General features: G+C 66.7%; 21 protein-coding genes. 10 read left to right on the top strand and 11 right to left on the bottom strand.

The genetic code is table 11. From position 1 onward, the window contains the following. Positions 1-51 precede the first annotated feature (51 nt). From DY157_RS03070 to DY157_RS03055, 4 genes are read left to right on the top strand one after another with little or no spacing between them, the layout of a single operon-like run. On the top strand, positions 52-543 hold the full coding sequence (locus DY157_RS03070) for a hypothetical protein (protein ID WP_115727172.1): 492 nt from the start codon (positions 52-54) through the stop codon (positions 541-543). Beyond that, positions 540-1,676, top strand: coding sequence for an efflux RND transporter periplasmic adaptor subunit (locus DY157_RS03065; RefSeq protein ID WP_235827048.1), 1,137 nt, complete (start codon positions 540-542; stop codon positions 1,674-1,676). The genes DY157_RS03070 and DY157_RS03065 overlap by 4 nt, the downstream gene beginning before the upstream one ends. Next, positions 1,673-2,371 (top strand): ABC transporter ATP-binding protein, encoded by a 699-nt coding sequence (locus DY157_RS03060; RefSeq protein WP_115727170.1) that lies wholly within the window; start codon positions 1,673-1,675, stop codon positions 2,369-2,371. The genes DY157_RS03065 and DY157_RS03060 overlap by 4 nt, the downstream gene beginning before the upstream one ends. Then, a complete protein-coding gene (locus DY157_RS03055; RefSeq protein ID WP_115727169.1) occupies positions 2,371-3,570 on the top strand; it encodes an ABC transporter permease in 1,200 nt (399 codons plus the stop codon). Before DY157_RS03060 ends, DY157_RS03055 begins: the two co-directional genes overlap by 1 nt. 114 nt (positions 3,571-3,684) lie before the next feature. Here the strand turns inward: DY157_RS03055 and DY157_RS03050 are convergent, their stop codons facing one another. The 7 genes from DY157_RS03050 to glpA form a co-directional block, all read right to left on the bottom strand. Then, the gene (locus tag DY157_RS03050) at positions 3,685-4,662 is read right to left on the bottom strand and encodes a cation diffusion facilitator family transporter (protein ID WP_115727168.1); all 978 of its coding nucleotides are present in this window, start codon (positions 4,660-4,662) and stop codon (positions 3,685-3,687) included. 2 nt (positions 4,663-4,664) lie between these two features. Next, positions 4,665-5,030, bottom strand: a complete 366-nt coding sequence (locus tag DY157_RS03045) for an ArsR/SmtB family transcription factor (RefSeq protein WP_115727167.1) — start codon at positions 5,028-5,030, stop codon at positions 4,665-4,667. Then, on the bottom strand, positions 5,027-5,179 hold the full coding sequence (locus tag DY157_RS11300; protein ID WP_160159425.1) for a hypothetical protein: 153 nt from the start codon (positions 5,177-5,179) through the stop codon (positions 5,027-5,029). The genes DY157_RS03045 and DY157_RS11300 overlap by 4 nt, the downstream gene beginning before the upstream one ends. 8 nt (positions 5,180-5,187) lie before the next feature. Then, complete coding sequence (locus DY157_RS03040) at positions 5,188-6,279, bottom strand: DUF4349 domain-containing protein (RefSeq protein WP_115727166.1); 1,092 nt, start codon at positions 6,277-6,279, stop codon at positions 5,188-5,190. Positions 6,280-6,465: 186 nt separating this feature from the next. Continuing rightward, the gene (locus DY157_RS03035; protein WP_160159424.1) at positions 6,466-7,944 is read right to left on the bottom strand and encodes an anaerobic glycerol-3-phosphate dehydrogenase subunit C; all 1,479 of its coding nucleotides are present in this window, start codon (positions 7,942-7,944) and stop codon (positions 6,466-6,468) included. Beyond that, the gene (gene glpB, locus DY157_RS03030; RefSeq protein WP_115727165.1) at positions 7,941-9,191 is read right to left on the bottom strand and encodes a glycerol-3-phosphate dehydrogenase subunit GlpB; all 1,251 of its coding nucleotides are present in this window, start codon (positions 9,189-9,191) and stop codon (positions 7,941-7,943) included. The genes DY157_RS03035 and glpB overlap by 4 nt, the downstream gene beginning before the upstream one ends. Beyond that, on the bottom strand, positions 9,188-10,804 hold the full coding sequence (glpA, locus tag DY157_RS03025; protein ID WP_115727164.1) for an anaerobic glycerol-3-phosphate dehydrogenase subunit GlpA: 1,617 nt from the start codon (positions 10,802-10,804) through the stop codon (positions 9,188-9,190). Before glpA ends, glpB begins: the two co-directional genes overlap by 4 nt. A 258-nt stretch (positions 10,805-11,062) precedes the next feature. On the opposite strand from glpA, the gene DY157_RS03020 reads away from it, so the two are divergent. Together DY157_RS03020 and pepN are read left to right on the top strand one after the other, a co-directional pair. Further along, positions 11,063-13,066, top strand: a complete 2,004-nt coding sequence (locus DY157_RS03020) for a M13 family metallopeptidase (RefSeq protein WP_115727163.1) — start codon at positions 11,063-11,065, stop codon at positions 13,064-13,066. Between the two features lie 144 nt (positions 13,067-13,210). Beyond that, positions 13,211-15,766, top strand: coding sequence for an aminopeptidase N (gene pepN, locus DY157_RS03015; protein WP_115727162.1), 2,556 nt, complete (start codon positions 13,211-13,213; stop codon positions 15,764-15,766). Between the two features lie 247 nt (positions 15,767-16,013). On the opposite strand, the gene DY157_RS03010 is transcribed toward pepN, so the two are convergent. Continuing rightward, positions 16,014-17,195 carry an IS30 family transposase gene (locus DY157_RS03010; protein WP_160159413.1) on the bottom strand — a complete coding sequence of 394 codons (1,182 nt, stop codon included), beginning with the start codon at positions 17,193-17,195 and terminating at the stop codon, positions 16,014-16,016. Between the two features lie 239 nt (positions 17,196-17,434). On the opposite strand from DY157_RS03010, the gene DY157_RS11295 reads away from it, so the two are divergent. Beyond that, positions 17,435-18,079: a DUF6318 family protein gene (locus tag DY157_RS11295; RefSeq protein ID WP_160159423.1), complete on the top strand. Its 645-nt coding sequence runs from the start codon at positions 17,435-17,437 to the stop codon at positions 18,077-18,079. A gap of 85 nt (positions 18,080-18,164) precedes the next feature. Continuing rightward, positions 18,165-18,887 (top strand): hypothetical protein, encoded by a 723-nt coding sequence (locus DY157_RS03005; protein ID WP_160159422.1) that lies wholly within the window; start codon positions 18,165-18,167, stop codon positions 18,885-18,887. 237 nt (positions 18,888-19,124) lie between these two features. On the opposite strand, the gene DY157_RS03000 is transcribed toward DY157_RS03005, so the two are convergent. The 3 genes from DY157_RS03000 to DY157_RS02990 form a co-directional block, all read right to left on the bottom strand. After that, positions 19,125-19,391 carry an HPr family phosphocarrier protein gene (locus DY157_RS03000; protein WP_115727160.1) on the bottom strand — a complete coding sequence of 89 codons (267 nt, stop codon included), beginning with the start codon at positions 19,389-19,391 and terminating at the stop codon, positions 19,125-19,127. Positions 19,392-19,674: 283 nt separating this feature from the next. Beyond that, positions 19,675-20,514, bottom strand: a complete 840-nt coding sequence (locus DY157_RS02995) for a PRD domain-containing protein (protein ID WP_115727159.1) — start codon at positions 20,512-20,514, stop codon at positions 19,675-19,677. A 123-nt stretch (positions 20,515-20,637) separates the two neighbouring features. After that, positions 20,638-22,668, bottom strand: a complete 2,031-nt coding sequence (locus DY157_RS02990; protein WP_115727158.1) for a glucose PTS transporter subunit IIA — start codon at positions 22,666-22,668, stop codon at positions 20,638-20,640. A gap of 276 nt (positions 22,669-22,944) precedes the next feature. Here DY157_RS02990 and DY157_RS02985 point away from each other — a divergent pair, with 276 nt between their 5' ends. Then, positions 22,945-23,247 (top strand): hypothetical protein, encoded by a 303-nt coding sequence (locus DY157_RS02985; protein WP_160159421.1) that lies wholly within the window; start codon positions 22,945-22,947, stop codon positions 23,245-23,247. Beyond that, on the top strand, positions 23,244-23,663 hold the full coding sequence (locus DY157_RS02980; RefSeq protein ID WP_115727156.1) for a hypothetical protein: 420 nt from the start codon (positions 23,244-23,246) through the stop codon (positions 23,661-23,663). Before DY157_RS02985 ends, DY157_RS02980 begins: the two co-directional genes overlap by 4 nt. Positions 23,664-23,754 lie beyond the last annotated feature (91 nt).

Raw genomic sequence — 23,754 nt, 5'->3', positions numbered from 1 at the left:
TCAGCGATCAACAAGGAATCAACGAGGCATGAGAACAACAAGGAGAATCCGTTGAAGACTCGCAGCAAGCTCGCCACCTCTGCTTCCGCGCTCGCCCTGATGGTCGCATTGGCGGCCTGCTCGTCAGGCCCTCAGTCCTCGCAGCAGTCCTCCGGCTCATCCCCGTCCTCCTCTTCGTCGTCGTCCTCGGCGAGCGCCTCCGAGGACTACACCCTGGCCTTCCGCCAATGCTTGCGCGATTCCGGGATCGACATCCCTGATCCCAAGCCGGACCAGGACGATCAGATCCCCGCCGACATCGACCAGGCCGCTTTCGACAAGGCCCTTCAGAAGTGCACCGACAAGCTCGGTCCCGCACCGGTAACCGATGCGGACGGTTCTGCCGGGGCAGACCTCACGGAGATCGGCATCAAGACGGCAGAGTGCCTGCGCAAGAAGGGCTTCGACGTCCCCGATCCGAAGGCTGGCGAAGGCATCGTCTTCAACAATGTTCCCAAGGAAGAGGTTGAGAAGTGCTTGTCGACGGTTGAGGACATCAAGTGAGCAGTACCACTATGGCGCATGATCAGAAGAACTCCGCGACGCCAGTTGAGCCGCGTCGCTCGAAGAAGAAATGGGCTGTAGCCGCAACGATCGCCTTCCTCGTCCTCGCTGGCAGCGGAGCCGCAATAGGGACCCACTACTACGGGCAGACCCAGGCCGCCGACTCCGAGGCACAGAGCTTCACCGGTTCGACCGAGAAGATCGCCAAGGGCACCCTGTCGGGAGAGACCTCTCTGACCGCGACCCTTTGCTACTCGAATTCGCACGGCGTCGCCTCCGGATTCGACGGCGTCGTCACGTCTTTGCCGAAGCCCGGTGACATCATCGAACAGGGGCAGGAACTCGCAGAAGTCGGCGACGAGCCCTCCTACCTCATGCACGGTTCAACGCCAGCATGGCGCGAGCTGAACATCGACTCGACGAATGGTGAAGACATCCACCAGCTGGAGACAGCGTTGAAGGAGCTGGGGTTCTTCGAGGACGAACCGGATAATCGCTTTGACTGGGTGACCCGCAAGGCGGTCGTCGCTTGGCAGAAGGCGAACGGGCTCACGCAGACCGGCACCATCCCTCTGGGACGCATCGTCTTCGAGCCCCATGACCTGCGAGTCGGCCAGTTGAGCGTCCGTCCCGGTGATCGAACCTCAGTCGGCGCCGAACTGTACAAGGCGACGTCGACCACCCAGACCGTTGAGGCCGAAATCCCCCTCGCGAATCAGTCCCTGGCGACCATTGGTCGCGAGGCGAGCCTTCACCTGCCCGACGGGACGACGACGACCGGGAAGATCGCAACCGTCGGCACACCCACGGATAAGAAATCCTCGGAGTCTTCCGACCAGAAGACCCGCATCATCCCCGTGACGATCACGCCCGATGATCCGGAAAAGACCAGCGCTTTCCAAGAGGCCTCGATCACCATCGGACTGCCGTCCGAGTCGAAGGAGAACGTCCTGCACGTTCCGGTGAGTGCGCTCATCGCCCTGGACTCCAAGACCTTCGGCGTGGAGGTCGTCAATCCGGATGGAACAACGAAGAAGGTCCCCGTGACGACCGGCCTGTTCGCCGCAGGACGCGTCGAGATCAGCGGCGAGGGCATCGCCGAGGGTGATTCAGTGGTGGTGCCGAAGCAGTGAGCGCCATTATCGAATTGGATCAGGTGAAACGCTTGTACGGCGACCCTCCCGTGGCTGCCTGTGCGGGTGTGAACCTGCGCGTCGAGTCCGGCGAGTTCGTCGCGATCGTCGGGCCCTCCGGGTCGGGCAAGTCCACATTGCTCAACCTCATTGGGACTCTCGATCGTCCGTCCTCGGGAGTCGTCAGCATCAACGGCGTTGATGTCTCGACCCTGTCAGACGCCGAATTGTCGGCGCTGCGCGCGCACTCGATCGGCTTCGTGTTCCAGCAGTTCCACCTCGCCGAGGGTTCTTCCGCCCTCGACAATGTGGCCGACGGAATGCTCTACCTCGGGGTTCCTCGATCGGTCCGCCGCCAAAAGGCGCGCGAGGCATTGGAGCGCGTCGGTCTTGCGCACCGTCTCGATCACCGTCCCCACCAGATGTCGGGCGGCGAGCGCCAGCGCGTGGCAATCGCCCGCGCCGTCGTCTCGAACCCGCCTTTGCTCCTGGCAGATGAGCCGACGGGGAATCTTGACTCCCGCTCCGGTGAGTCCATCGTCGAGCTGCTCCACAGTCTGCACGCCGAGGGCACGAGCATCGTCGTCATCACGCACGACAATGATCTGGCGGCCCGCTTGCCGCGTCGTGTCATGATCCGCGACGGACGCATCGTGTCCGATTCGCAGAACGATTCGCTGGAGGAGAGCGCCTGATGTCACGATCCGACACTCGCCTTGCTTCGCACCTGCGCGGTTCCGATGTCGTGCGACTCGCCTCCACTGGAATTCGCGCGCGTCCGACTCGAGCGCTCCTGTCGGCGCTGGGCATCGCCATCGGCATCGCCGCGATGATCGCCGTCATCGGGATCTCTCTATCCTCACGCGCTCAACTCGCCAATCAACTCGATGCGCTGGGGACCAACATGCTGACGGCGACCGCAGGCTCCGACCTCGCCGGTAAGCAAACGAAGTTCTCCGAGGACGCCGTCGGGCGAACACTCCTCATTGACGGAGTCGAGGCGGCATCGTCAACGCAGAAGCTTCCCGCAAATGTCTACCGTTCGTCTCTTTCTAACAAGCAGGCGACCGGCGGCATTGAGGCGCTCGCCGCCGATGAACGCCTCCTCGACGTGGTCGCTGGCGAACTCGATAAGGGCACGTGGCTCAACAAAGCAACGGGTTCGTACCCGACGGCGGTCCTCGGTGCGACGGCCGCCGCGCGCCTTGGAGTGGTCTCCCCCGGATCGCAGATCTGGCTCGGCGACTCGCTCTACACCGTCATTGGCATTCTGAAGCCGGTGGTCCTTGCCCCCGAGCTCGACTCCTCGGCACTCATCGGTCAGGACAATGCTCATTCCGCATTCGGTCAAGACATGCGTCCGACGACCATTTATGAGCGATCCAGTGATGATGCGGTAGCGAAGGTCCGCGAACTCCTCGGACCGACGCTCAATCCACAGGCGCCCACCGCCGTCGAGGTGTCGCGACCCTCGGATGCGCTCGCCGCTAAGAATGCTGCGAATCAGGCGTTCACGACTCTTCTCGCGGGAGTCGGATCCATCGCCCTGCTCGTCGGTGGAATCGGAGTTGCCAACACGATGATCATCTCCGTGCTCGAACGGCGCCGTGAGATCGGTTTGAGGCGAGCACTGGGAGCCAAGCGCACTCACATCCTCATTCAGTTCATCGCCGAAGCCCTGCTCCTCTCGTTCCTCGGCGGAGCACTCGGCTGCGTCATCGGAGTGAGCGTCACCGGTGGAATGTCGTTGGTGAACTCATGGCCCTTCTCACTGCCCGCATGGGTGATCGGGGCCGGTCTCGGCGTGACGGTCGTCATCGGCGCGATTGCTGGCTTGTATCCGGCTATCCGCGCGTCGAAGACCTCCCCGACCGCCGCGCTCAACGCGCAGTAGCCCATAGCGAGCGAATCCCCCTGTGCACACCGCTTTCAACGGTGTGCACAGGGGGATTCGTCGTTCTCCACCGCGTTGTGGCCCAGAGTGCTCCGCCAGGCGCGGGTTTGTTCGTCAGGCGTCCACCGCGCAATGCGGTTCTGCCGCGTGGACGCTGGCGGTCTCCAGCTGGATCGTCGAATGCTCGAAGGCTACGGGAAAGTGTGTGGCCACGCATTCGCGCACTTCCTGGAGGATCGAAAGCGCGTGGGTGGTCTCGAAACAGTTCTCCCCCACGACGACGTGTGCGGAGATGATCGGCAGGCCCGTGCCGATGACGCTGGCGTGCAGGTCGTGGACGTCCTCGACGTGCTCGAGGGCGAGTATGTGTCCTCGCACCTCCTCAAGGTCGACACCGGAGGGAGCGAATTCCATGAGGATGGCCAGCGTCTGGCGGAGGATCGTCAAGGCTCTGGGCACGATGAGGGTGGCTATGAACAGGCCAGCGATCGCATCGGCCCGATCGAAGCCCGTATGACGGATGGCCAGGGCGGCAACGATGACGCCCAGAGATCCGAGGGCATCGTTGAGGACTTCCAGGAACGCAGCCCGCATATTGAGGCTGGCGTCCCGCCCGCCCGACAGCACGGCAACAGAGGCGACATTGGCGATCATCCCGATGACGCCGAAGACGAGCAGTTCCGTCCCCATAATCTCGGGCGGGTCGGCGAGTCGGGCAATACCTTCAACGGCCGTGTAGACGCCGACGACGATGAGCAGAATCGACTGGGCGAGGGCGGCGATCACCTCGATGCGTCTAAGGCCCCAGGTGCGCGCGCCGGTGGCGGGGCGCCGGGCGATGGTGGAGGCGGCCAGGGCGAGGGCCAATCCAGATGCGTCAACAATCGCGTGGGCGGTGTCGGTGAGCAGGGCGAGGGATCCGGTGATCCAGCTGCCCAGCAGCTGGGCGATGACGATGCCACAGGTGATGGCGAAGGCGACGATCAGGCGTGTATGCGAGGCTCCGGCACCGTGAGAATGACCCGCATGAGAGTGTCCGCCATGCGTATGTTCGCCAGAGAGCTTGTCGTGTCCATCGTATTCGTCAGACATGGTCAGTCTCCGTCCGCGTCGTAGTGGGTCTTCGAGTCGAGGACGGCTCCGGACGCTTCGAGTATCCGCTCGGCTACGCCCAAGAGTTCGGCAAGACGAGGCTCGTCGGCCAGGCAGAACCAGGAAGCGCGGCCTTCAGGACGAACGGTGACGAGGCCGCAGTCCTTGAGGCATGCGAGGTGCTTGCTGACGGTCGATTGAGCAAGATGCATGTGGTCGACGAGATCGCGAACCCGGTGTTCACCGGAAGAGAGGTGACGCAGTAGTGCGAGGCGTCCCGGATCCGATAGAGCATGGAAGAGCACGGCCTGAGATTCACTCACCTCGAAGGCGGGTCCACGTGTGGTTTCAAAGTCTTTAATCGTCATAACGCGATCATATCGCTGTTTAGCGATTGTAAGAAGGTCTCATCCTCGCCTACGCCAATCACCTCCCCCGCGATCAAGAAGCGATCGCGTTCCTCGGCGACGCGCACGTAGCTCAGGTCCAACGCAGTGACAATCGGATCGAGGATCAACGCTCAACCTACTCGTTATCCGACGCGGAGGCCGATTCAGAATCAGTCTGATCGCAGGACACACCATCGTCCACAGTCCCAGGATCGTCGAGAGGCGTCGGCGCGAGGCCGACGGCCTGCACGCTCACGGGCGCGGCATCGCCACCGGGTTTCGCAGCGGCGGGCGACACCAACGGGGGCGTAGGGGGAGCAACGGCACGGCGCATCTTACGGCGACGGCACCACCACACCAGGAGCAGGACGACGGGAACGATGACGATCAGCCACGGCAGCAACATGACGAGGAAGAAGAGCACGCCGCCGAGGCCCCTGACGAAGGTGTCCCAGGATTGCTCCCACACCGAGCCCGATGCGCCACCGGTGAGTATGGTGGGCGTGTCGATGTGCAGGTTCAGAGTCGAATAGGACACTTGATCGGCGTACCAGGCGCGCTGAGCATTGAGACCATCAAGCTGGCTCTGGCGCTCAGTGAGTTCGGATTCGGCTTCAATGAGGTCGCTGGTCGTCTCCGCATTCTTCATGAGGTCGGTGAGACGGGCAATTGAAGCCTCGAGCGCCTTGATCCGCGCATCAAGGTCAGCGACCTCTGCGCCGACGTCCTGAGCGTCCATCGTCTGCTTGGTGATCTCGCCGAGGTTTGCGATGTCGGCGACGACGGCGTCGTACCGGTCCGCTTGCACGCGCACCGTCATGACGCCGGATAGGTCGTACTCGTTGGAGTTCAGCGATGAGTACGAGACCTTACCCTTGGCGTCGACGACGATCTTCTTGACGTCGTCCACGGTCTTCTTGGGGTCATCAACCTTGAGGGTCATCTCGCCGGTGACGATGATCTGCTGGTCGATGGAGAGCTGCGAACCGGTACCCTCCGCATCGCTGGCAGTCGTATTGACGCCGGACGCTTTCCCCCAAGCGTCGCCAACAGCATCGCCCTCGGCTGTGACGTCCCCCGGGACAACGGTACTCGTCCCCACCGCAGGCTCAACGATGGAGGCGGAGCGTCCGCTGGCGCATCCGGACAGGACGAGGCCGAGGGCTGCCACACAGGCGAGGAGCCGGATCAATGTCTTCTTGCGGGTCGAGGAGTTCATCGAGTTCATCAGAGATCTCTTCTCTTCAGGACGTCTAATGTCTGCATGATGCCCACAAAGAGTGATCGATCACAAGCTTTGATGAACCTTCGACACCGAATCGGGATCCGATTCCGGCTCTTCTCCCAGAAAGCGACAGCTGGCACCCATCGATCGTCTTTAAGGCGGGATGGGCGTCGGGCGGGCACGGCCTGCTCAGTGCAGTCCGTAGGCCTTGTGGATGAGCCAGATCGGGTGGACGACGTTCGCGCCGGTAGCGGTGCGCAGCTGCCAACGGCAGGTCTCCGTGTCACACGCCGCGAGCTCGACGTTCACCTGCTTGATGAAGTCGAAGACGGGCTTGCCGACCGCCTGGGCAATGTCGTACTTCTCCTTCTTCATGCCATAGGTGCCGGCGATGCCGCAGCACGGCTGGTTCGACTCCTTGACCGTGACGCCCGGTATGAGCTCCATGAGTTCGATGGCCGGGAGGCCGAGCCCCTGGGACTTCAGCTGGCAGGGGGCGTGATACGGGATGGTGACGTCGATCCGCTGGAAGTTGAGATCGAGCTCGCCCACCTCATGAAGGTGCATGAGGAACTCGCAGATGTCCCACATGCGCGAGCCGACGTCCNAGGTGCCGGCGATGCCGCAGCACGGCTGGTTCGACTCCTTGACCGTGACGCCCGGTATGAGCTCCATGAGTTCGATGGCCGGGAGGCCGAGCCCCTGGGACTTCAGCTGGCAGGGGGCGTGATACGGGATGGTGACGTCGATCCGCTGGAAGTTGAGATCGAGCTCGCCCACCTCATGAAGGTGCATGAGGAACTCGCAGATGTCCCACATGCGCGAGCCGACGTCCTTGAGCTCGGGGGTGTCCATCTCGAGGATCTCGTTCGCCTCGTGGCGGAGCATGCCCGCGCAGGAGCCGGACGCCGAGATGATCGGCGCGTTACGGTTCGCCTTGCGCAGGTCCTCGGTGAGCTTCGAGACGTACTTGCGCGACTCGTCATAGAGGCCGTTCGACTGGAGGGCGAGGCCGCAGCAGCCGTGCGGCGGGACGAGGACTTCGTACCCGAGGTGCTCGAGGACCTGGACCGAGTGGATCGAGGTCTCGACCTCGAAGTACTGGCCGGCGCACCCGTGGAAGAAGATCACCTGCCCCTTGGTGCCCGACTGCGGGAGCGGCGTGTGCTTCTTGAACCAGCCCTCGAAGGTCCGGCCCGCGGCGCGCGGCATCGGGGCCGAGCGGTGGACGCCGATGACCTTCTCCATGGCGATGCGGATCGGCTTGACGTCGAGCGCCCAGTTCGCGATCGGGGCGACCGGCGTCATGACGGTGCCGATGAAGCCCGTGCGGCCGATGAGGTGGTCGCGGACCGGGATGCCCTTCTCCTTCTTCATGTCCGTGCGGGCGTGGTGGATCATCTCGGTGACCTTGACGCCCTGTGGGCAGACGAGAGAGCACGTGCCGCACGACGAGCAGTAGTCGATCGACGAGTCGACGATCTGGCCGGCCTTGCGGTAGCGCTCGGCCTGGGGTCCGGAGTACTTCGGGCCGGGGAACAGGTCCGTCACGCGCATGACCGGGCACTGGGTCTCGCAGATCGTGCACTTCACGCAGGCGTCGAGGGTCGAGCGGAGGCCGAAGTCCTCGTCCGTCAGGCTGAGGACGTTCATTTCTTCGATGGTCATGCGAGGCTCCCGAGGATCTGGTCGGCTGCGCGGAGCGCGGAGACGAGGGCGATGCCCTCTCCGGACTTCTCGCGCCAACGGGTGGCGCCGGCGAGGTTGCCGCCGGCGGCGTAGACGTTGGAGTAGACGGGCGCCTTGTCGGCGCCGAGCGGGCGCATCTCGTCGTCGACGTCGAGGCCGGCGAGGAAGACGGGCTGGTCGGATCCCCAGAAGTCGCCGTGGAGGAGCTGGCCCTCCGCGCCGAGGACGGGCAGGCCGAGGATCGCCTCGGTGACTGTCCCGTAGGAATCCATGTCGAGGGCGCCGGATTCGAATCCGCCGCCGGCGAGGACGACGGCCTTCGTCTCGATGCGGGTCGGGCGCCCGGCCGTCTTGATCGTCACGGCCTTGACGACGCCGTCCGCGGCCTCGACGCCGACGACGGGCGAGCCGAGGATGAAGCGCGCCTCGTGCTTGACGAGCTCGGTGAGCGCCTGGTTGAGGCGCATGCCGGGGACCGACGGCGGCTGCATCGGGATCTCGAAGACTTCGTGGCCAAGCCGCTCGGCGATGTCCTTCCAGGCACTCAGATCGTTGAGGCCGAGGACCGCAGGCAGGCCGACGATCTCTCCGTCGCGCAGGTGCGGTGCGATGGCGGCGGCGAACTTCTCGCGCATCGCGGCCCCGTCGAGGGCGCGCGCGTGGTTCGTGCCCGTGGTGTCGATCTCGCCGGGGCGGATCTCGACGTCGACGATGAGCGAGCGGGCCGCGATCGGTGTCCCGTCCGGGCCGTTCTGGCGGGCGAGGTTCTCGGCGATGAGCGTCGGGGAGAAGTCCTTGAGCCGGGAGAGGCCGACGATGCAGTAGGACTTCCCCGCGGCGGGGATCCCGGCGGCCATCGAGGGCTGGTAGAGGCTCGTCGGGCGCAGGGCCCCGACCGAGGTCGGGATGAGGACGTTCTCGGCGGGGTCGCCGACGAGGAGGTCAGGTCCGACGACGTCCTTCAGCCAGTTCGCGGCGGCGGCGACGTCCTCGGGCGCGAAGTGCGCGTAGGGGTGGGTCGGACGGGTCGCGACGTGCTCGGGGATCGCGGCGAGGGGCGCGTCGACGCGCGTCTCGGAGTAGCCGAGGAGGTCGACGGTGCCCTGGGAGAGCTGGAGCCCGCCGATGCCCTTGGTGACGAGCGTGACGCTCGCTCCCCCGCGGGCGAGGCGGAGTGCGGCGGCGAGGCCGGCGAGGCCGGCGCCGATGACGACGGCGTCTCTCATCGGACGTCCTCCTTCACGGATTCGGTGGCGGGTTCGGGTGCGGGCTCCGGTTCGGGGAGGTGCTCCACGTCGAGCGTCCCCTCGTGGATCCAGTTGTCGAGGGCCGTCTGGCGGAGCTGCTTGCCGTACATGATCGGCCACAGGCCGATCCACCTGTTCTTGAGGAAGGTCTTGAACAGGTCGTTCGCCTCGACGGAGTCGATGTGCCCGCGCTCATGGGCGATGCCGGTCGCACGCTGGGAGCAGAAGCCGCCCTGGCAGGGGCCCATGCCGAGTCGGACCTGGCGCCGGACGTCGTCGAGCTGGCCGCCCGGAAGGGCGTCCATCGTCTTCTCGAGCATCTTCCTCGTGACGAGCTCGCACTCGCAGATGATCTGGTCGTGGCTCGGCGAGACGTTGTTGTGCTCGACGCTCTCGAGGCGGTGCCCGATCGTGTAGAGCTTCTGGTCTGCGGCCGCGGGCACGGCCTCGCCTGCCGTTGTGCACTCGCGCTTCTCGCCCATCTCGTCGCACATGATGTCGACGATGCGCTCGGCCATGAGGCGGTAGGTCGTGAGCTTGCCGCCGGCGATGGTGAGCATGCCGGTGACGCCGTCGCGGGCGTTGTGGTCGATGACGCTCATGCCGCGCGCCATGTGGCGCGTGTCGGTGGCGGCGACGCGCGAGTCCTTGACGAGCGGGCGGGCGCCGGCCCAGGCGTGGAGGGCGCGGGACTTGCGGAACCCGGGGACCATGGCCTCGCCGGCGTCGAGCATCTGCTGGACCTGGTCGGCGGGGATCTGGAGCTTGTCGGGGTCGTCGACCTTGAGGTCGGTCGTACCGATGATGCAGACCGGATGGTCGGGGACGATGATGTCGCCGTCGGCGGGCCAGATGCAGCGGTTGAGGACCGTCTGCGTGAGGCGGAAGTTCATCGCGATCATGATGCCGGCGCCGGGGACGACGTCGACGCCGTGGCAGTCGGCGAGGGCCGCGATCTTGCCGGCCCAGGGGCCGCCGCAGTTGAGGACGAAGCGGCACTCGATGCGGGTGTCCTCGCCGGTGCGCAGGTCGTGGACGATGACGGCGCTGATGCGGTCGCCCTCGCGCTCGATCTTCGTCACCTTGTGGTAGGTGAGGATCTCGGCGCCGTAGGCCTCGGCGGAGCGGACGGCGCCCCACACCATCTGCCAGCCGTCGACGGAGCCGTCGAGGACCTCGAAGGCCCTCTTGAGCTTCGGGTCGAGGCGGGGTTCGCGCTTGAGCGCCTCCGCGACGGAGATCTCCTGAGCGGGGACCTTCGCGGCGGCCGCGCGCTCGAGGAATTTGTCCGCGTACTCCTCGTCGTCCTGCGAGGTGACGACGAACAGGCCGCCGGTCGCCTCGACGGCGTTGGAGTTGATGCGCTTGACGATTTCGTTCTCCTCGGCGCACTCGGTCGCCGATTCCGGGTCGGACGCGATGTAGCGCCCGCCGGAGTGGAGGAGCCCGTGGAAGCGCCCCGATGTGCCCTGGGCGATGTCGTATCGCTCGACGAGTACGGTCCTGAACCCGCGCATGGCGACGTCGCGTACGACGCCCGCGCCGGTGGATCCGCCGCCGATGACGACAACGTCGGTGTTGATCGTCTTCACCCTTCGGTCCCTTCGCGTTGCGTGCTGTGGGCGCGGTGATACCGGCCCCTTCGCCTCTCCCATAGTGCCCCGTCGATCCGTGTTTGAGCGTATCGTTCACGCCTTGCGCACATACGTGCAGCGCATCGTCCGAGACTTTCGCCGATTCGCACTCAGAAGCAGGACGAAGGCCCCGTGAGCTGCGTGAATTCCGCACGACTCACGTCACGGAATTCCATCGCGAGGGTGCGACGGTGCGCCTGCCCTAGGGTGGAGCGCATGACCGAACAGATCCGCGCCCGCGTCCTCGATCCCGCGACCGTCGACGAGGCCGTGCGCCCCCAGGACGACTTCTACCGCCACGTCAACGGCACGTGGATCGCCACCCACGAGATCCCCGCCGACCGCCCGATCGACGGCGCCTTCCACGCGCTGCGCGACCTCTCCGAGGAGCGCGGCCGCGCGATCGCCGAGGACGCCGCCGCCGGCCGCCTCGACGACGTCGACGCCGACCTCCTCGCGCGCCTGTGGACCGGCTTCATGGACGAGGAGGCGGTCGAGTCCGCCGGGATCACTCCCCTTTCCGCCGCCCTCGCGCGCATCGACGAGGCCGCGGCCGCCGGCCGCGGGGCCCTCGACCGGTTGAGCGGGGAGTTCATGGCCGCAGGAGTCGGCTCCTTCTTCGGCGTCTACGTCGGCACGCACCCCCACGACTCGAACCGTCGGATCCTCACCGTCGTCCAGTCCGGCATCGGCCTGCCCGACGAGTCCTACTACCGCGAGGACCAGTACGCGCCCATCCGACAGGCCTACGTCGCCCACCTCTCCCGACTCGTCGCCCTCTCCTCCCTCTCGTCCGACTCCGCCGCCGCGGCCTCGTCGCTCATGGCCCTGGAGACCGGCTTCGCAGCCCACCACCGCGACTCCGTGTCGAACCGCAACCCCCTGCTCTCCGACAATCAGGTCCCGTGGGCGGACTTCGTGGCCTCCAACCCCGGATTCGACTGGCGCGGCTGGGCCGAGGGCGTGGGCCTCGACCTCGCCGACGACGCGGTCGTCAACGTCGACCAGCCCGACTTCATCCACGAGGCCGCGGCCCTCTGGGGTGCGACCCCGATCGAGAACCTGGTCCTCTGGCTCAAGACCTCCCTCGTCGACGCGAACGCGGGACTCCTCTCGACGCCCTTCGTCGACGAGAACTTCGACTTCTTCGGCCGCACCCTCTCGGGCACCCAGGAGCTGCGGCCGCGCTGGAAGCGCGCGCTCGGCCTCATCGAATCGGTCGCCGGCGAGTCACTCGGCCGCGTGTGGGTCGCCCGGCACTTCCCGCCCGCCTCGAAGGAGCGGATGGACGCCCTCGTCGCCGGACTCCTGCGCGCCTACGGCGAGGCGATCCGCGCGTCGGAGTGGATGGGCGAGGAGACGAAGAAGCGGGCGCTCGACAAGCTCGCGACCTTCCGACCGAAGATCGGCTACCCGCCGAAGTGGCGCGACATGTCCGGGCTCGAGCTGCCCGAGGGGGCCTCCCTCGTCGACCTCGTGAGCGCCGCCCGCGCCTTCGAGGCCCGACGCGAGTTCGCGAAGCTCCCCGAGCCCGTCGACCGCGACGAGTGGCTGATGACGCCGCAGACCGTCAACGCCTACTACAACCCGCCGCTCAACGAGATCGTCTTCCCCGCGGCGATCCTCCAGCCGCCCTTCTTCGACCCCGAGGCCGACGACGCCGTGAACTTCGGAGCGATCGGCGCCGTCATCGGCCACGAGATCGGCCACGGCTTCGACGACCAGGGCTCGAGGTTCGACGCCGACGGGAACCTCGAGAACTGGTGGGAGGACGCCGACCGCGAGCGCTTCGAAGCGCTGACGAACCGCCTCATCGCCCAGTACGACGCCCTCACCCCGAAGGACCTCGAGGGCGAGGACGCCCCGCACGTCAACGGCGCCCTCACGGTCGGCGAGAACATCGGCGACCTCGGCGGCCTCTCGATCGCGTGGGCCGCATGGGCGAACGCCCTCGCGGAGAACGGCCTCACCCCCGAGACGGCGCCCGAGATCGACGGGCTCACCGGCCCGCAGCGCTTCTTCTCCTCGTGGGCGAGGGCCTGGCGGACCGCCTCGCGCACCGAGTTCGCGCGCCAGATGCTCGCCGTCGACCCGCACTCCCCCGCCGAGTTCCGCTGCAACCAGATCCTCCGGAACATCGACGCCTTCCACGCCGCCTACGGGGTGCACGAGGGCGACGCCATGTTCCTCCCGAAGGGCGAACGCGTCCGCATCTGGTGAGACGCCGCTCCTCGGACGTGTCCCCTTTCACCGTCATCGCGGCGCTTCCGGGCCCCTTCTCGCATGCGAAGGGGCCCGGCGAGTGCGAAAATGCGCAAGACGCTTACCCGCGATTCTCACGATCATCACAGTGAAAGGGGACCCATGCCGGGCCTCAACCTCACCCGCGAAGAGGCCTCCGCGCGCGCGGAGATCCTCGCGGTGCACCACTACGACATCGCCCTCGACCTCACGACGGGCTCCACCGACTTCGGCTCGCGCACGCGCATCGAGTTCGACGCGACCGAAAGATCCTCGACCTTCGCCGACCTCGTCTCGACGAACGTCCGCTCGATCCGCCTCAACGACGAGGAGCTCGGCTCCGGGGTCCATCAGGACCACCGCATCGCCCTCGCGAATCTGCGCGAGCACAACGTCCTCGAGGTCGACGCCGACTGCCAGTACATGCACACGGGCGAGGGCCTCCACCGTTTCACCGACCCGGCCGACTCGAAGGACTACTGCTACTCGCAGTTCGAGGTCCCCGATGCCCGCCGCGTCTACACGACCTTCGAGCAGCCCGACCTCAAGGCGACCTTCACCCTCACGGTGACCGCCCCCGCCGGCTGGAAGGTCTTCTCCAACGCCCCGATGCCCGAGCCCGAGGTCGTGGGCTCCTCGTGGATCTACCGCTTCGCCGAAACCGAGCGCATGTCCACCTACATCACCGCGATCGTCGCCGGCCCCTACGAGGGCGTGACGGACTCGCTCGTCTCGGCCGACGGCCGGACGATCGACCTCGGCGTGTGGTGCCGCTCCTCGCTCCTCGAGCATCTCGACGCCGACCGGATCGTCGACGTCACCCGCAAGGGCTTCGCCTTCTTCGAGAAGCAGTACGGCATCGCCTACCCCTTCACGAAGTACGACCAGATCTTCGTCCCCGAGTACAACGCGGGCGCCATGGAGAACGCGGGCTGCGTGACCTTCCGCGACGCCTACGTCTTCCGCACCCGCCCGACCTCGGCCCAGCTCGAGACGCGCGCGAACACGATCCTCCACGAGCTCGCCCACATGTGGTTCGGCGACCTCGTGACGATGAAGTGGTGGAACGACCTCTGGCTCAACGAATCCTTCGCCGAGTTCATGAGCCACCTCGCCCTCGCCGAGGGCACCGAGTACACCGACGCGTGGACCGGCTTCATGCTCCGCAAGGACTGGGGCCTCAAGCAGGACCAGCTCCCGACGACCCACCCGATCACTGCCGAGATCCGCGACCTCGCCGACGTCGAGGTGAACTTCGACGGCATCACCTACGCGAAGGGCGCCTCGGTCCTCCGCCAGCTCGTCTCCTACGTCGGGCGCGACGCCTTCTTCACGGGCCTCCACGAGTACCTCACCGCCCACTCCTACGCGAACGCCACCCTCGCCGACCTGCTCGGCGAGCTCGAGAAGGCGTCCGGCCGCGACCTCGACGCCTGGTCGAAGGTCTGGCTCGAGGAGGCCGGGGTCACCCTCCTGCGCCCCGAGATCTCGATGAACGAGGACGGGACCGTGCGCGAGCTCGCCGTCCTCCAGGAGGCGTTCTCGCAGGGCTCCTCGCTGCGCCCGCACCGCATGGCCGTCGCCGGATACTCGAAGTCCGAGTCCGGCGAGCTCGTCGCCGACTTCCGCGAGGAACTCGACGTCGACGGCGAGCGGACCGTCGTCCCGTCCGCCTCCGGTCTCAAGCGCTCCGACCTCGTCCTCGTCAACGACGGCGACCTCGCGTACGCGAAGGTCCGCATGGACGCCGAGTCGCTCGCGTTCGCGACGAAGAACATCGGCGCGATCACCGATTCGCTCACCCGCGGCGTCGTCATGGCGTCCGCGTGGGACATGACCCGCGACGGCGAGATGCCGGCGCGCGCCTACCTCGATCTCGCGCTCGCGTCGATCGCCGGCGAGTCGAACATGACGATGCTTCAGCTCGCGCTCCGTCACATCACCGAGGCGTCCCGCACGTTCGTCGCGCCCTCGGCCCGTCCCGCCGCCCTCGAGGAGACTGGGCGGACGCTGCTCCTCCTCGCGCGCGTCGCCGCCGCCGGTTCCGACGCGCAGACGATGCTCGTGCGCGCCGCGGCCTCCGCCGCCACCTCCGCCGACCAGTTCGAGGCGATCCGCCGCCTCTACACCGGCGAGGACACGCTCCAGGGCCTCGACCTCGACTTCGACTGCCGCTGGGCGCTCCTCACCGCGATCGTTCGCGGCGGGCTCGCCGGCGAGGCGGAGATCGCGGCCCTCGAGGCCGAGGACGGCACGATGACCGGCCGCCAGAACGCGGCCGCCGCCCGCGCAGCCGTCCCGTCCGACGAGGTCAAGCGCTCCGTGTTCGACGCCGTCCAGAACGACCAGTCGATCCCCAACGACACCCGCTGGGCGATGGTCTCGGGCTTCTGGGCGCAGGCGCGCACGACCCCCGAGATGTACGTCCCCTTCGTCGGCGAGTACTTCGACTCGCTCGAGCGCGTGTGGAAGGAGAACACCTTCCACACCGCCGAGGACATGGTCACCCTCATGTTCCCGTCGGACATCGCCGGGTACGCCGAGGGCGTCGACCTCGTCGCCGCCTCCGAGAAGTGGATCGCCGAGCACCCGGACGCCTCCGCGGCGCTCGTCCGCATCATCCGTGAGCGCTCGGACGTGGCGCGCCGCCAGCAGGCGGCCCAGGCCGCCGATGCCTGACCGGTCGCGTCAACCGGGTCGGTAGCGTCGATCTGACCGGTCGCGTCAACCGGGTCGGTAGCGTCGATCTGACCGGTAGCGTCGACCTGACCGGTAGCGTCGAGCTGATCGGTAGCTCTAGGGGGCTCGGGCGATTCCTCGCCCGAGCCCCCTTCTCTCTTGCCGAGAGCATTACCGAACCCCCGCCGACGGCATTACCCTCTCCCCGTCGAGAGCATCACGTTGGTGCGCCGAGAGCATGGCGGTTTCAGGCGGTGAGTGCAACGGCGTTGTCGTCGAGTAATTTTTGCATGAGTTCGGCGGGTGTTTTCCAGCCGTGGCGTTTGCGGGGTCGGGTGTTGAGTTGGCGTTCGGCCTCGGCGAATGCTTCTGGGGGATAGTCGTTCAGGTCGGTGCCTTTAGGGAAGTAGTCGCGCAACAGGCCGTTGGTGTTCTCGTTGGACCCGCGCTGCCAGGGCGAATGCGGGTCGGCGAAATACACCTTCGTTTTGGTCCGGCTGGTCAGGTCTTTCGCGTTCGCCATCTCCCCTCCCTGGTCCCACGTGATCGTCTCGCGAAGCGTGAGCGGGAAAGGGCTGATCATGTCGGCGAGCACGTCGATCACACTTGCCGTGTCGTGGCACGCTGGCAGGGGCCGGACGAGCAGGTAGCCCGTGGTGCGTTCCACCAGGGTGATCGCGGCGCTCTTGTTGTTCGCCCCCACGATCAGATCCCCCTCCCAATGGCCCGGAACCTGGCGTCCTTCCACCTCTTGGGGCCGGTCCACGATCCTGGCGCCCTCCACCCACGACTTCCCCTTCGAGCGCGCCAGAGCCAGCGGCGAACGCGCCAGGCGACGCGTGCGCCCCGACCGCAACGCCTTTTCCACCTTGAGCTCTTGACGCAACGCGCCGCGCCCATGCACATACAGGGCCTGATAGATCGTCTCCGGGCTGATCGTCACCCCCCTATTGTCCCCACACGCCCAGGCCCGCGAGATCTGCTCAGGCGACCAGTGCTCGTTAAGCTTGGCGACCACGAAGGCGCGCAGCCGAGGATCCTCCAGCTTGAACGGCTTGGGACGAGCCCGCCTCCCGGCAGCCTCCTCATGAGCGCGTACCGCCCGATACTGGCCGCCCCCACGATCCAACTCCCGCTTCACCGTCGAGGCCGCCACCCCAAGCTCGCGGGCGATCCCCCGCATGCTCATCCCCTGACCGTGCAAGTACTCGATGAGCTGGCGGCCCCCGATCGTCAACCGGGCCCCATGCCCGACCCCGCTGACCAGCCCCTCCACAGGGTCGGCGGGCGCACTGCCCACCCACCCGCCTCGCGAACCCACACGAAACGTCATGCCCCAATCTTTGGCCCACTTGCGGATCGTGCACACCGCGACACCCACCCGCAAATGCACCTGCCTAACCGGCACACCCTCAATCAGCAGATCCAACACCTGGCGGCGAACCGCCTCAGAACAACGAAAACCCACAGCAACCACCCCACACACTCAAGGCGTTGCACTCACCACCTGAAACCGCCCATCACCTTCGCGCGTCGAGGGGATGTGGGTGCGCCGTTTCGGCGTGTTGCTGTGGGTGGGTGTGTTGTCGCGGTGTGCGTGGGTGTTGTGTCCACAGGTGATGCCGGGGTCCTGGCGCGTTCGCCGGTTCGTCTCGTACGGTGTGAGGCATGACGCACCGGCCCGCGCGACGACGCGCCACGCTTCTCATGGTCTGTACCGCTGCCGTCTTCGGCGTTGCCGCGTGCTCGACCGATGCTTCGTTGGCCTCCGGCCAGTCCTTGCCGTCGACCGGCTCCTCTCAGTCGGCGCGGGTGCGGATGTCGGGCGGGTACGTGATGAACGAGGACGGGACTCTCCAACAGCCCGAGACGAATGCGACGGTGCCGAAGTTGAATCCGGCGGCTCTCCAGTTCACCCCGGAAGGAGCCGAACTCGCCGCACGACACTTCGTGTCGGTCCTTGAGTATTCGTGGCTCACCGGAGATACGAACGCCATTGCAACTATCTCAGATTCTTCGTACGAATTCTGCACGTCGACTATTTCACGAATCGACAATACGTACAGAAATCGTGGCTGGATTTCTGGCTTAGAGTACGAAGTCCAAGATGTGCTCAAAGCTGAAGACATCTCCGCTCAATTCCCCGACACATTCGCGGTCACTCTCAAGGTTCATGCATCCGAGTCCACAGGATATGAATCATCCCGATTGATGCAATATCCGGAGTCCAACGAAATACTCTCATTGTTTATTCACTGGAGAGAAGGTCAGTGGTTCGCATCCGGAGGATCGGCGGAAACCAGTGGCTCCTAGGCTTCATTCGTTCGCAGTGGGACTCGCACTCGCATCAATATTGCTCATCGGAAGTCCTCGCACTGCATTGGCCGAGGCGCCAACGATGGGCGGATCCGCCCATGACAGCGTCGTTTCACTCTGGGGTCAACAGTTCTCGACAGCGGACTCGACATCAGGACTGATCACTCCCGTGATTGGCAACATGCCTTCTCCTCCGCCGAAGGTGGGCTTGCTGCGGTGTTTGGAGGTGTCGTGGGCTGTGGGGGATCCGTTGGTTCCCGAGTGCGAGACCTACTTCTGGCTGCCGGGCCCCAATGGCCCGGAGTTGATGGCGAACCCCTCCCCGGGTGCTCCAGAACCCGGGGCCGCCATGCCCGTTCCCACACCGGCGGAAATCATCGAGTACGCGGTCGCTACCGTCACCGCCGGCGGGTCCGGACTCACCGTCCAACCCGCCGGGAACGCGCTCGTGGGGATCCCGAGCCTCGTCCACGCCGCCACCCCCGCCCAAACCTTGGAGACGAGCCTGTTCGGCACGCGCGTGGTCGTGTCTTTGGAGGCGACGGGCTTCTCCTACGATTTCGGGGACGGCACCGCGCCGCTGGTCACGTCGGACCCGTCGGCCCCGTATCCGGTCACGCGCTTGGCTCACACGTATACGGCCGAGCAGGAGGGCGTGGTGGTCGTGTTGACGACCAGGTGGGCGGGGACGGTGACTAGTCCCTTCACGGGGGAGACCGCGACCGTTGACGGGGTGGTGACGACGAGCGAGTCGTCGGCGCCGTTCGATGTGCGCCGGGCCCGCATCGACCTCGTCGCCGACTGAACACGCCCCGCCGCCCGGACAGGTCTTCCCGCCGAACCCACCCGGGGCCCCGGCCTCGTCACCCACCCGCACGCCCACACAACCACAGCCGCCCTCATCCCCTCGACGCACCAACGTGATGCTCTCGACGAAGACGAAGTAGGCGCATGACCTCCCGGGGAGGAGGAACAAGACGCAACGGAGGGCGGGCGAGACCTCGAGGATCCCGCCCGCCCTCTCAGACGCCCGAGAAGCCGTTCATTCCTCGTCGAGGTCGCGCGAGAGGAGCGCGACCAGCGAGTCGAGCAGCTCGCCGGCTCCGTCGTCCTCAGTCGAAAGGACGACCTCGTCCCCGTGCTTGACGCCGAGTGTCATGATCTCGAGGAGCGACGCGGCGTCGGCCTCGTCGTCTCCGAAGGAGATGGTGACGTCGACGCCGGAATCATCGACGGCCTCGGCGAGAATGGCGGCCGGACGCGCGTGCAGCCCGACGCGGGAGGCGATGGCGACGGTGCGAGTGATCATGCGATTTCCTTTCCTTCGAATACCGACGATCGGCATTCAATTCAATGTCCGCCCTCATTCTTCGAGCGGACCATTCTGATTTCTAGAGGTGAATGAGAATCATCGATCGATGATTCATTGACGAGGGCGCACCGGCGCGCCGAGCGAGCGGGAGACTATTGACCGGCGCACGCGGAAGAGATCCCCTCGACGCGAAGAAGTAATGCTTTCGACGGAGCAAGGTAATGCTCTCGGCGGAGGGGCGGGGAGAAGAAGCGGGAGGGGAAGACCGGAGGAGACGCGCCTACTTCGCGGGGGTCGGCTGGGCCAGTCGAGCCAGATGCAACGTGAGGTAGGCGATCTCGTCCTCATTGAGCGCGGTGCCGAGCCGGAGCTCGACGAGCCGCGCGATCGTGCGGGCGCAGTCGTTCTCGGCCGGGTAGGACTCGACGATCGAGCGGACGACGGCGAGCATGTGGTGCGCGAGCTGCTCGTCCTTGCGGATCCTCACGAAGAGGTATCGCAGGTGCGTGATGAAGCGTCCGACGGTGATCGAGGTCGGGTCGAGCTCGATCCCGAGTCCGTTCGCCGCGACGTCGAGGATCTGCTGGATGACGCCGGTCATCGTGTAGGTCCACGAGAGGTCGCCGGTCGCGAAGCCCGCGTTGACGAGGTGGAGTGTGAAGGCGGTGGCCTCGACGTCCGGGAGGGGCACGTCGGCGGAGGCGTTGATCGCGCGGACGAGGGCCCGCGCCTTCGCGTACTCGTCGGGATAGAGTCCGACGACCTCCGAGGTCAGCGGGTATTCGAGGACCTGTCCGACGCGCGCTCGCGCGAGGGCGAAGCCGAGGTGGTCGGCGAGGGCGACGACGAGCGCGGGCGATCCGATCCCCTCGATGCCGGCCGAGGCCATCGCGTCGAGGATCATCTGGACGTGCTCGGGCGGGATCTCGGCGAGGAGCTGGCCCATGTGGTCGGGGTCGCGCCCGTCGGCGGGCACGAAGACCTTGACGATCTTCGACTCGTCGACCCGGGACCCGGGCTTCGCCTGGAATCCGAGGCCGCGCCCGGTGAGGATGACGTCGACCCCGTCGTCGCGCTTGGCGAGCACGACGTTGTTGTTGAACACGCGGAGCAGTTCCATGTCATTCCTCCTTCCCGGGCGCGGCCCGTTCCGTTGTGGTGCGTCGTCGATCGACGAGGGCGCCCGGCTCCGGGCTCGATCGAGGCGAACGGCGCGGGCAGCGACGTCGCCCGCGCCGCGGCCTCAGCGCTGGACGTCGATGACGGGGTCGCCGGCCGCGACCTCGGCCCCGGTGAGGGGCGTGACCGCCGCGAGGGCCTTCGTGTTCGTCACCGTCATCAGGGTAGTCGTCGGGTATCCGGCCTGTTCGACCTTGGCGAGGTCGACCTCGACGAGGACGTCTCCGGCGGCGACCCGCTGCTTCTTCGCGACCCGGACGTCGAACCCGTCGCCGTCCATGGACACCGTGTCGATGCCGACGTGGACGAGGACCTCGACGCCGTCGTCGGTCTTGATGCCGAAGGCGTGACCGGTCTTCGCGACGGTGGCGAGGGTGCCGGCGACGGGCGCGACGATCGTGCCGGAGGTCGGGACGATGGCGACGCCCTTGCCGAGCGCGCCGGAGGCGAAGACCTTGTCGCCCGACTCGTCGAGCGGGAGGACGCGTCCGGGCACGGGGGCGCCGATCGCGGTCGTCGGCTCGCCGCTCTCCTGCTCCGGCGCCTGCGCCCCGGCCTCGTCGATCGAGGAGGAAGCGCCGGCGGCGGACGAGGTCGCGGCGGCGGCCCCTGAGACGGCGGCGAGTTCGGCCTTCTGCTCGGCGGTGCGGTAGTCGAAGATCGCGACGAGGGCGAAGGCGGTGACGAACGCGACGGCGACGGCGATCGCGTACACCCACATCGGCGTGAAGACCGGGATCGTGAGGAGCGAGGTGAAGGCGAAGGCGCCGGTGGTGACGCCGCCGGTCGGCAGGCCGAGGATCGCGATGGTGAGGCCGCCGGCGAAGCAGCCGACGAGCATGAGCGGGTAGATCCGCTTGAAGCGGAGGTGGATGCCGTAGAGGGAGGGCTCGGAGATGCCGCCGAGGAGGCCCGCGGCGAGGGCGCCGGTGGCGGTCTGGCGCATCTGGACGTCCTTTTCGCGCATCGAGAGGAAGAGGACGCCGGCGGTCGCGCCGAAGCAGGCGAAGTTCCACGCGCCCATGGGGCCCTGGATGAAGTCGTAGCCGAGGGTCTGGATGTTGACGAGCATGAGCGCGTTGAGCGGCCAGTGCAGACCGAGCGGCACGAGGAACGGGTAGACCATCGGGATGATGAGCGCGAAGACGAAGGGGGCGTGCGTGTTCATCCAGGCGAGGCCGACGCCGAGGCCGTTGCCGAGCCAGACGCCCATCGGGCCGATGAGGAACGCGGTGACGGGGATCATGACGGCCATCGAGATGAAGGGGACGAAGACCATCTGGAGGTTCGTCGGGATCGCCTTCTTGAGCCCGCGGTAGAGGAGGGCGAGGACGGCGACCATGATGAGCGGGACGAAGACGTTGCCGCCGTAGTCGTTGAGCTGGAGCGGCAGGCCGAAGATGTGGGCCGTGCAGTTCTGCGTCTCGAGGAGCTGGTTCGTCGTGCACGTGAGGTCGGGGAACCGGTCCTTGTTCGACAGGGAGAGGAACTCCGGGGTGAGGAGGGCGCCCATGACGGTCGCGCCGAGCCACGGGTCGACGTCGAGCTTCTTCGCCGCGTTGTAGGCGACCATGATCGGGAGGAAGTAGAAGACCGCGCGCCACAGAGCGTCGACGAACACCCAGGAGGCGGGCTTGTCGGCGGCGCGGAAGTCGACGACGCCGAGGGCGTCGAGGACGGCGGCGAACGCGATGATGAGCGAGGCGCCGAGGAGGACGCCGAGGATCGGGCGGAACGAGTCGGAGAGGTACTCGAAGAAGGAGTCGAGCCAGGCGACCTTGCCGCGCGCCTTCGAGCGGGCGGCGGCCTTGACCTCGGCGTCGGTCATGACGGCTCCGGCGCCCATTCCGGGCAGGGACTGCATGGCGGCGTAGACGCCGGCGACGGCGCCGCCGATGACGACCTGGTAGCGGTCGCCGGACTGCGGGACGGTGCCGAGGACGCCCTCGGTCGCGTCGAGCGCGGCGGCGTCGACCTTGGAGGCGTCGACGAGTTCGAAGCGGAGCCTCGTCGCGCAGTGCGTGAGGCTCGTGATGTTGGCCGGACCGCCGATCCCCTTGAGGACCGCTTCGGCGATCTGCTTGTCGGTGGACATCCCCGTCCATCCTCTCTTCCCGGCTCGTCCGTGAGCCGCTCGTTCCGGTTGGCCGCGGGGCGATCCGCGCAAAGGGCAACAAAAAAGACCCGGGATCACGCACGTGCGTGTTCCCAGGTCTTGCCTCTTCGCGAGTAACAACCCTGCGTCGCCGATCCGGGGACCGGCGTTGGGAATGACTCTACGGCGCGGCGCACGGGCGCGGCAACGACTTCGAGTGTGGGGCTCGTCACCGGAAACCGCTCGGGCGCCGAAGCCGGTCACTACGCTGAAGTCATGGAGGATACGAATCGCTCGGCGGAAACCGGGGCCACTCCGGAGGGTTCCAAGATCCCCGCCGATCCGCCGACGGAGCTCCCCGGCGACCCGCCGCCCGGAGAGGAGCGCGACGCCGGCGACGAGCGCGACAACGCCCGCAGTGGCGACGCTCCTCGCCCCGCACCCGAGGACCCGCACGCCGTCCGCCCCTTCACGCGAAAGTCCGTCCTGCTCCTCACCCTCTTCGGGCTCGGCGTCCCCGCCCTCCTCTTCGGGTTCCTCATGGTCCAATACCTTCTCATCTGGTGGGGGCCGCGATGAAGCGCGGCGAACTCCTCTGGCTCGGCGCACTGTTCTTCCTTCTCTTCGGCTATCAGTACGCCCTCTCCCACGTCGAGGGCCTGCCCCGGCTCATCGACGATGAGAAGGGACTGTCCGGGATCCTCCTCTGGTTCCCCTTCGGCTCCTACCTGTCGGGTCTCATCGGCGCGTATCGCTGGGGCTTCCGGATCTATCGCTGCGTCCTCGTCGGCCTCGTCGCGACGGCGGCCTTCCTCGCAGCGGTTCCGTCGGCCTTCGACCTCACGAGCCCGTCGGACTGGCCGGGCATCGCATTCTACGTCGCGCTCTACACGCTCCCCGCGCTCGTCGGGGAGGTCTTCGGCGCTGTCGTCCGGCACTGGTCGACGCCGTGCCGTCCGCTCATCGACGAGGGCGGGGTGGTACACCGGATCTGACCCGGCGACTGGGTCCGCTTCTTCCGTCTCTCCCCCGCTGCCTTCTCAGGACACGGCCGCGCGGCGCCCGTCCCCTGCGCGCGCCGCGCCG

It is taken from the genome of Actinomyces culturomici (assembly GCF_900499005.1).
GTDB lineage: Bacteria > Actinomycetota > Actinomycetes > Actinomycetales > Actinomycetaceae > Pauljensenia > Pauljensenia culturomici.
The sequence above is the reverse complement of the archived record's forward strand: the minus strand, read 5'-3'. Positions and strand labels throughout refer to the sequence as shown.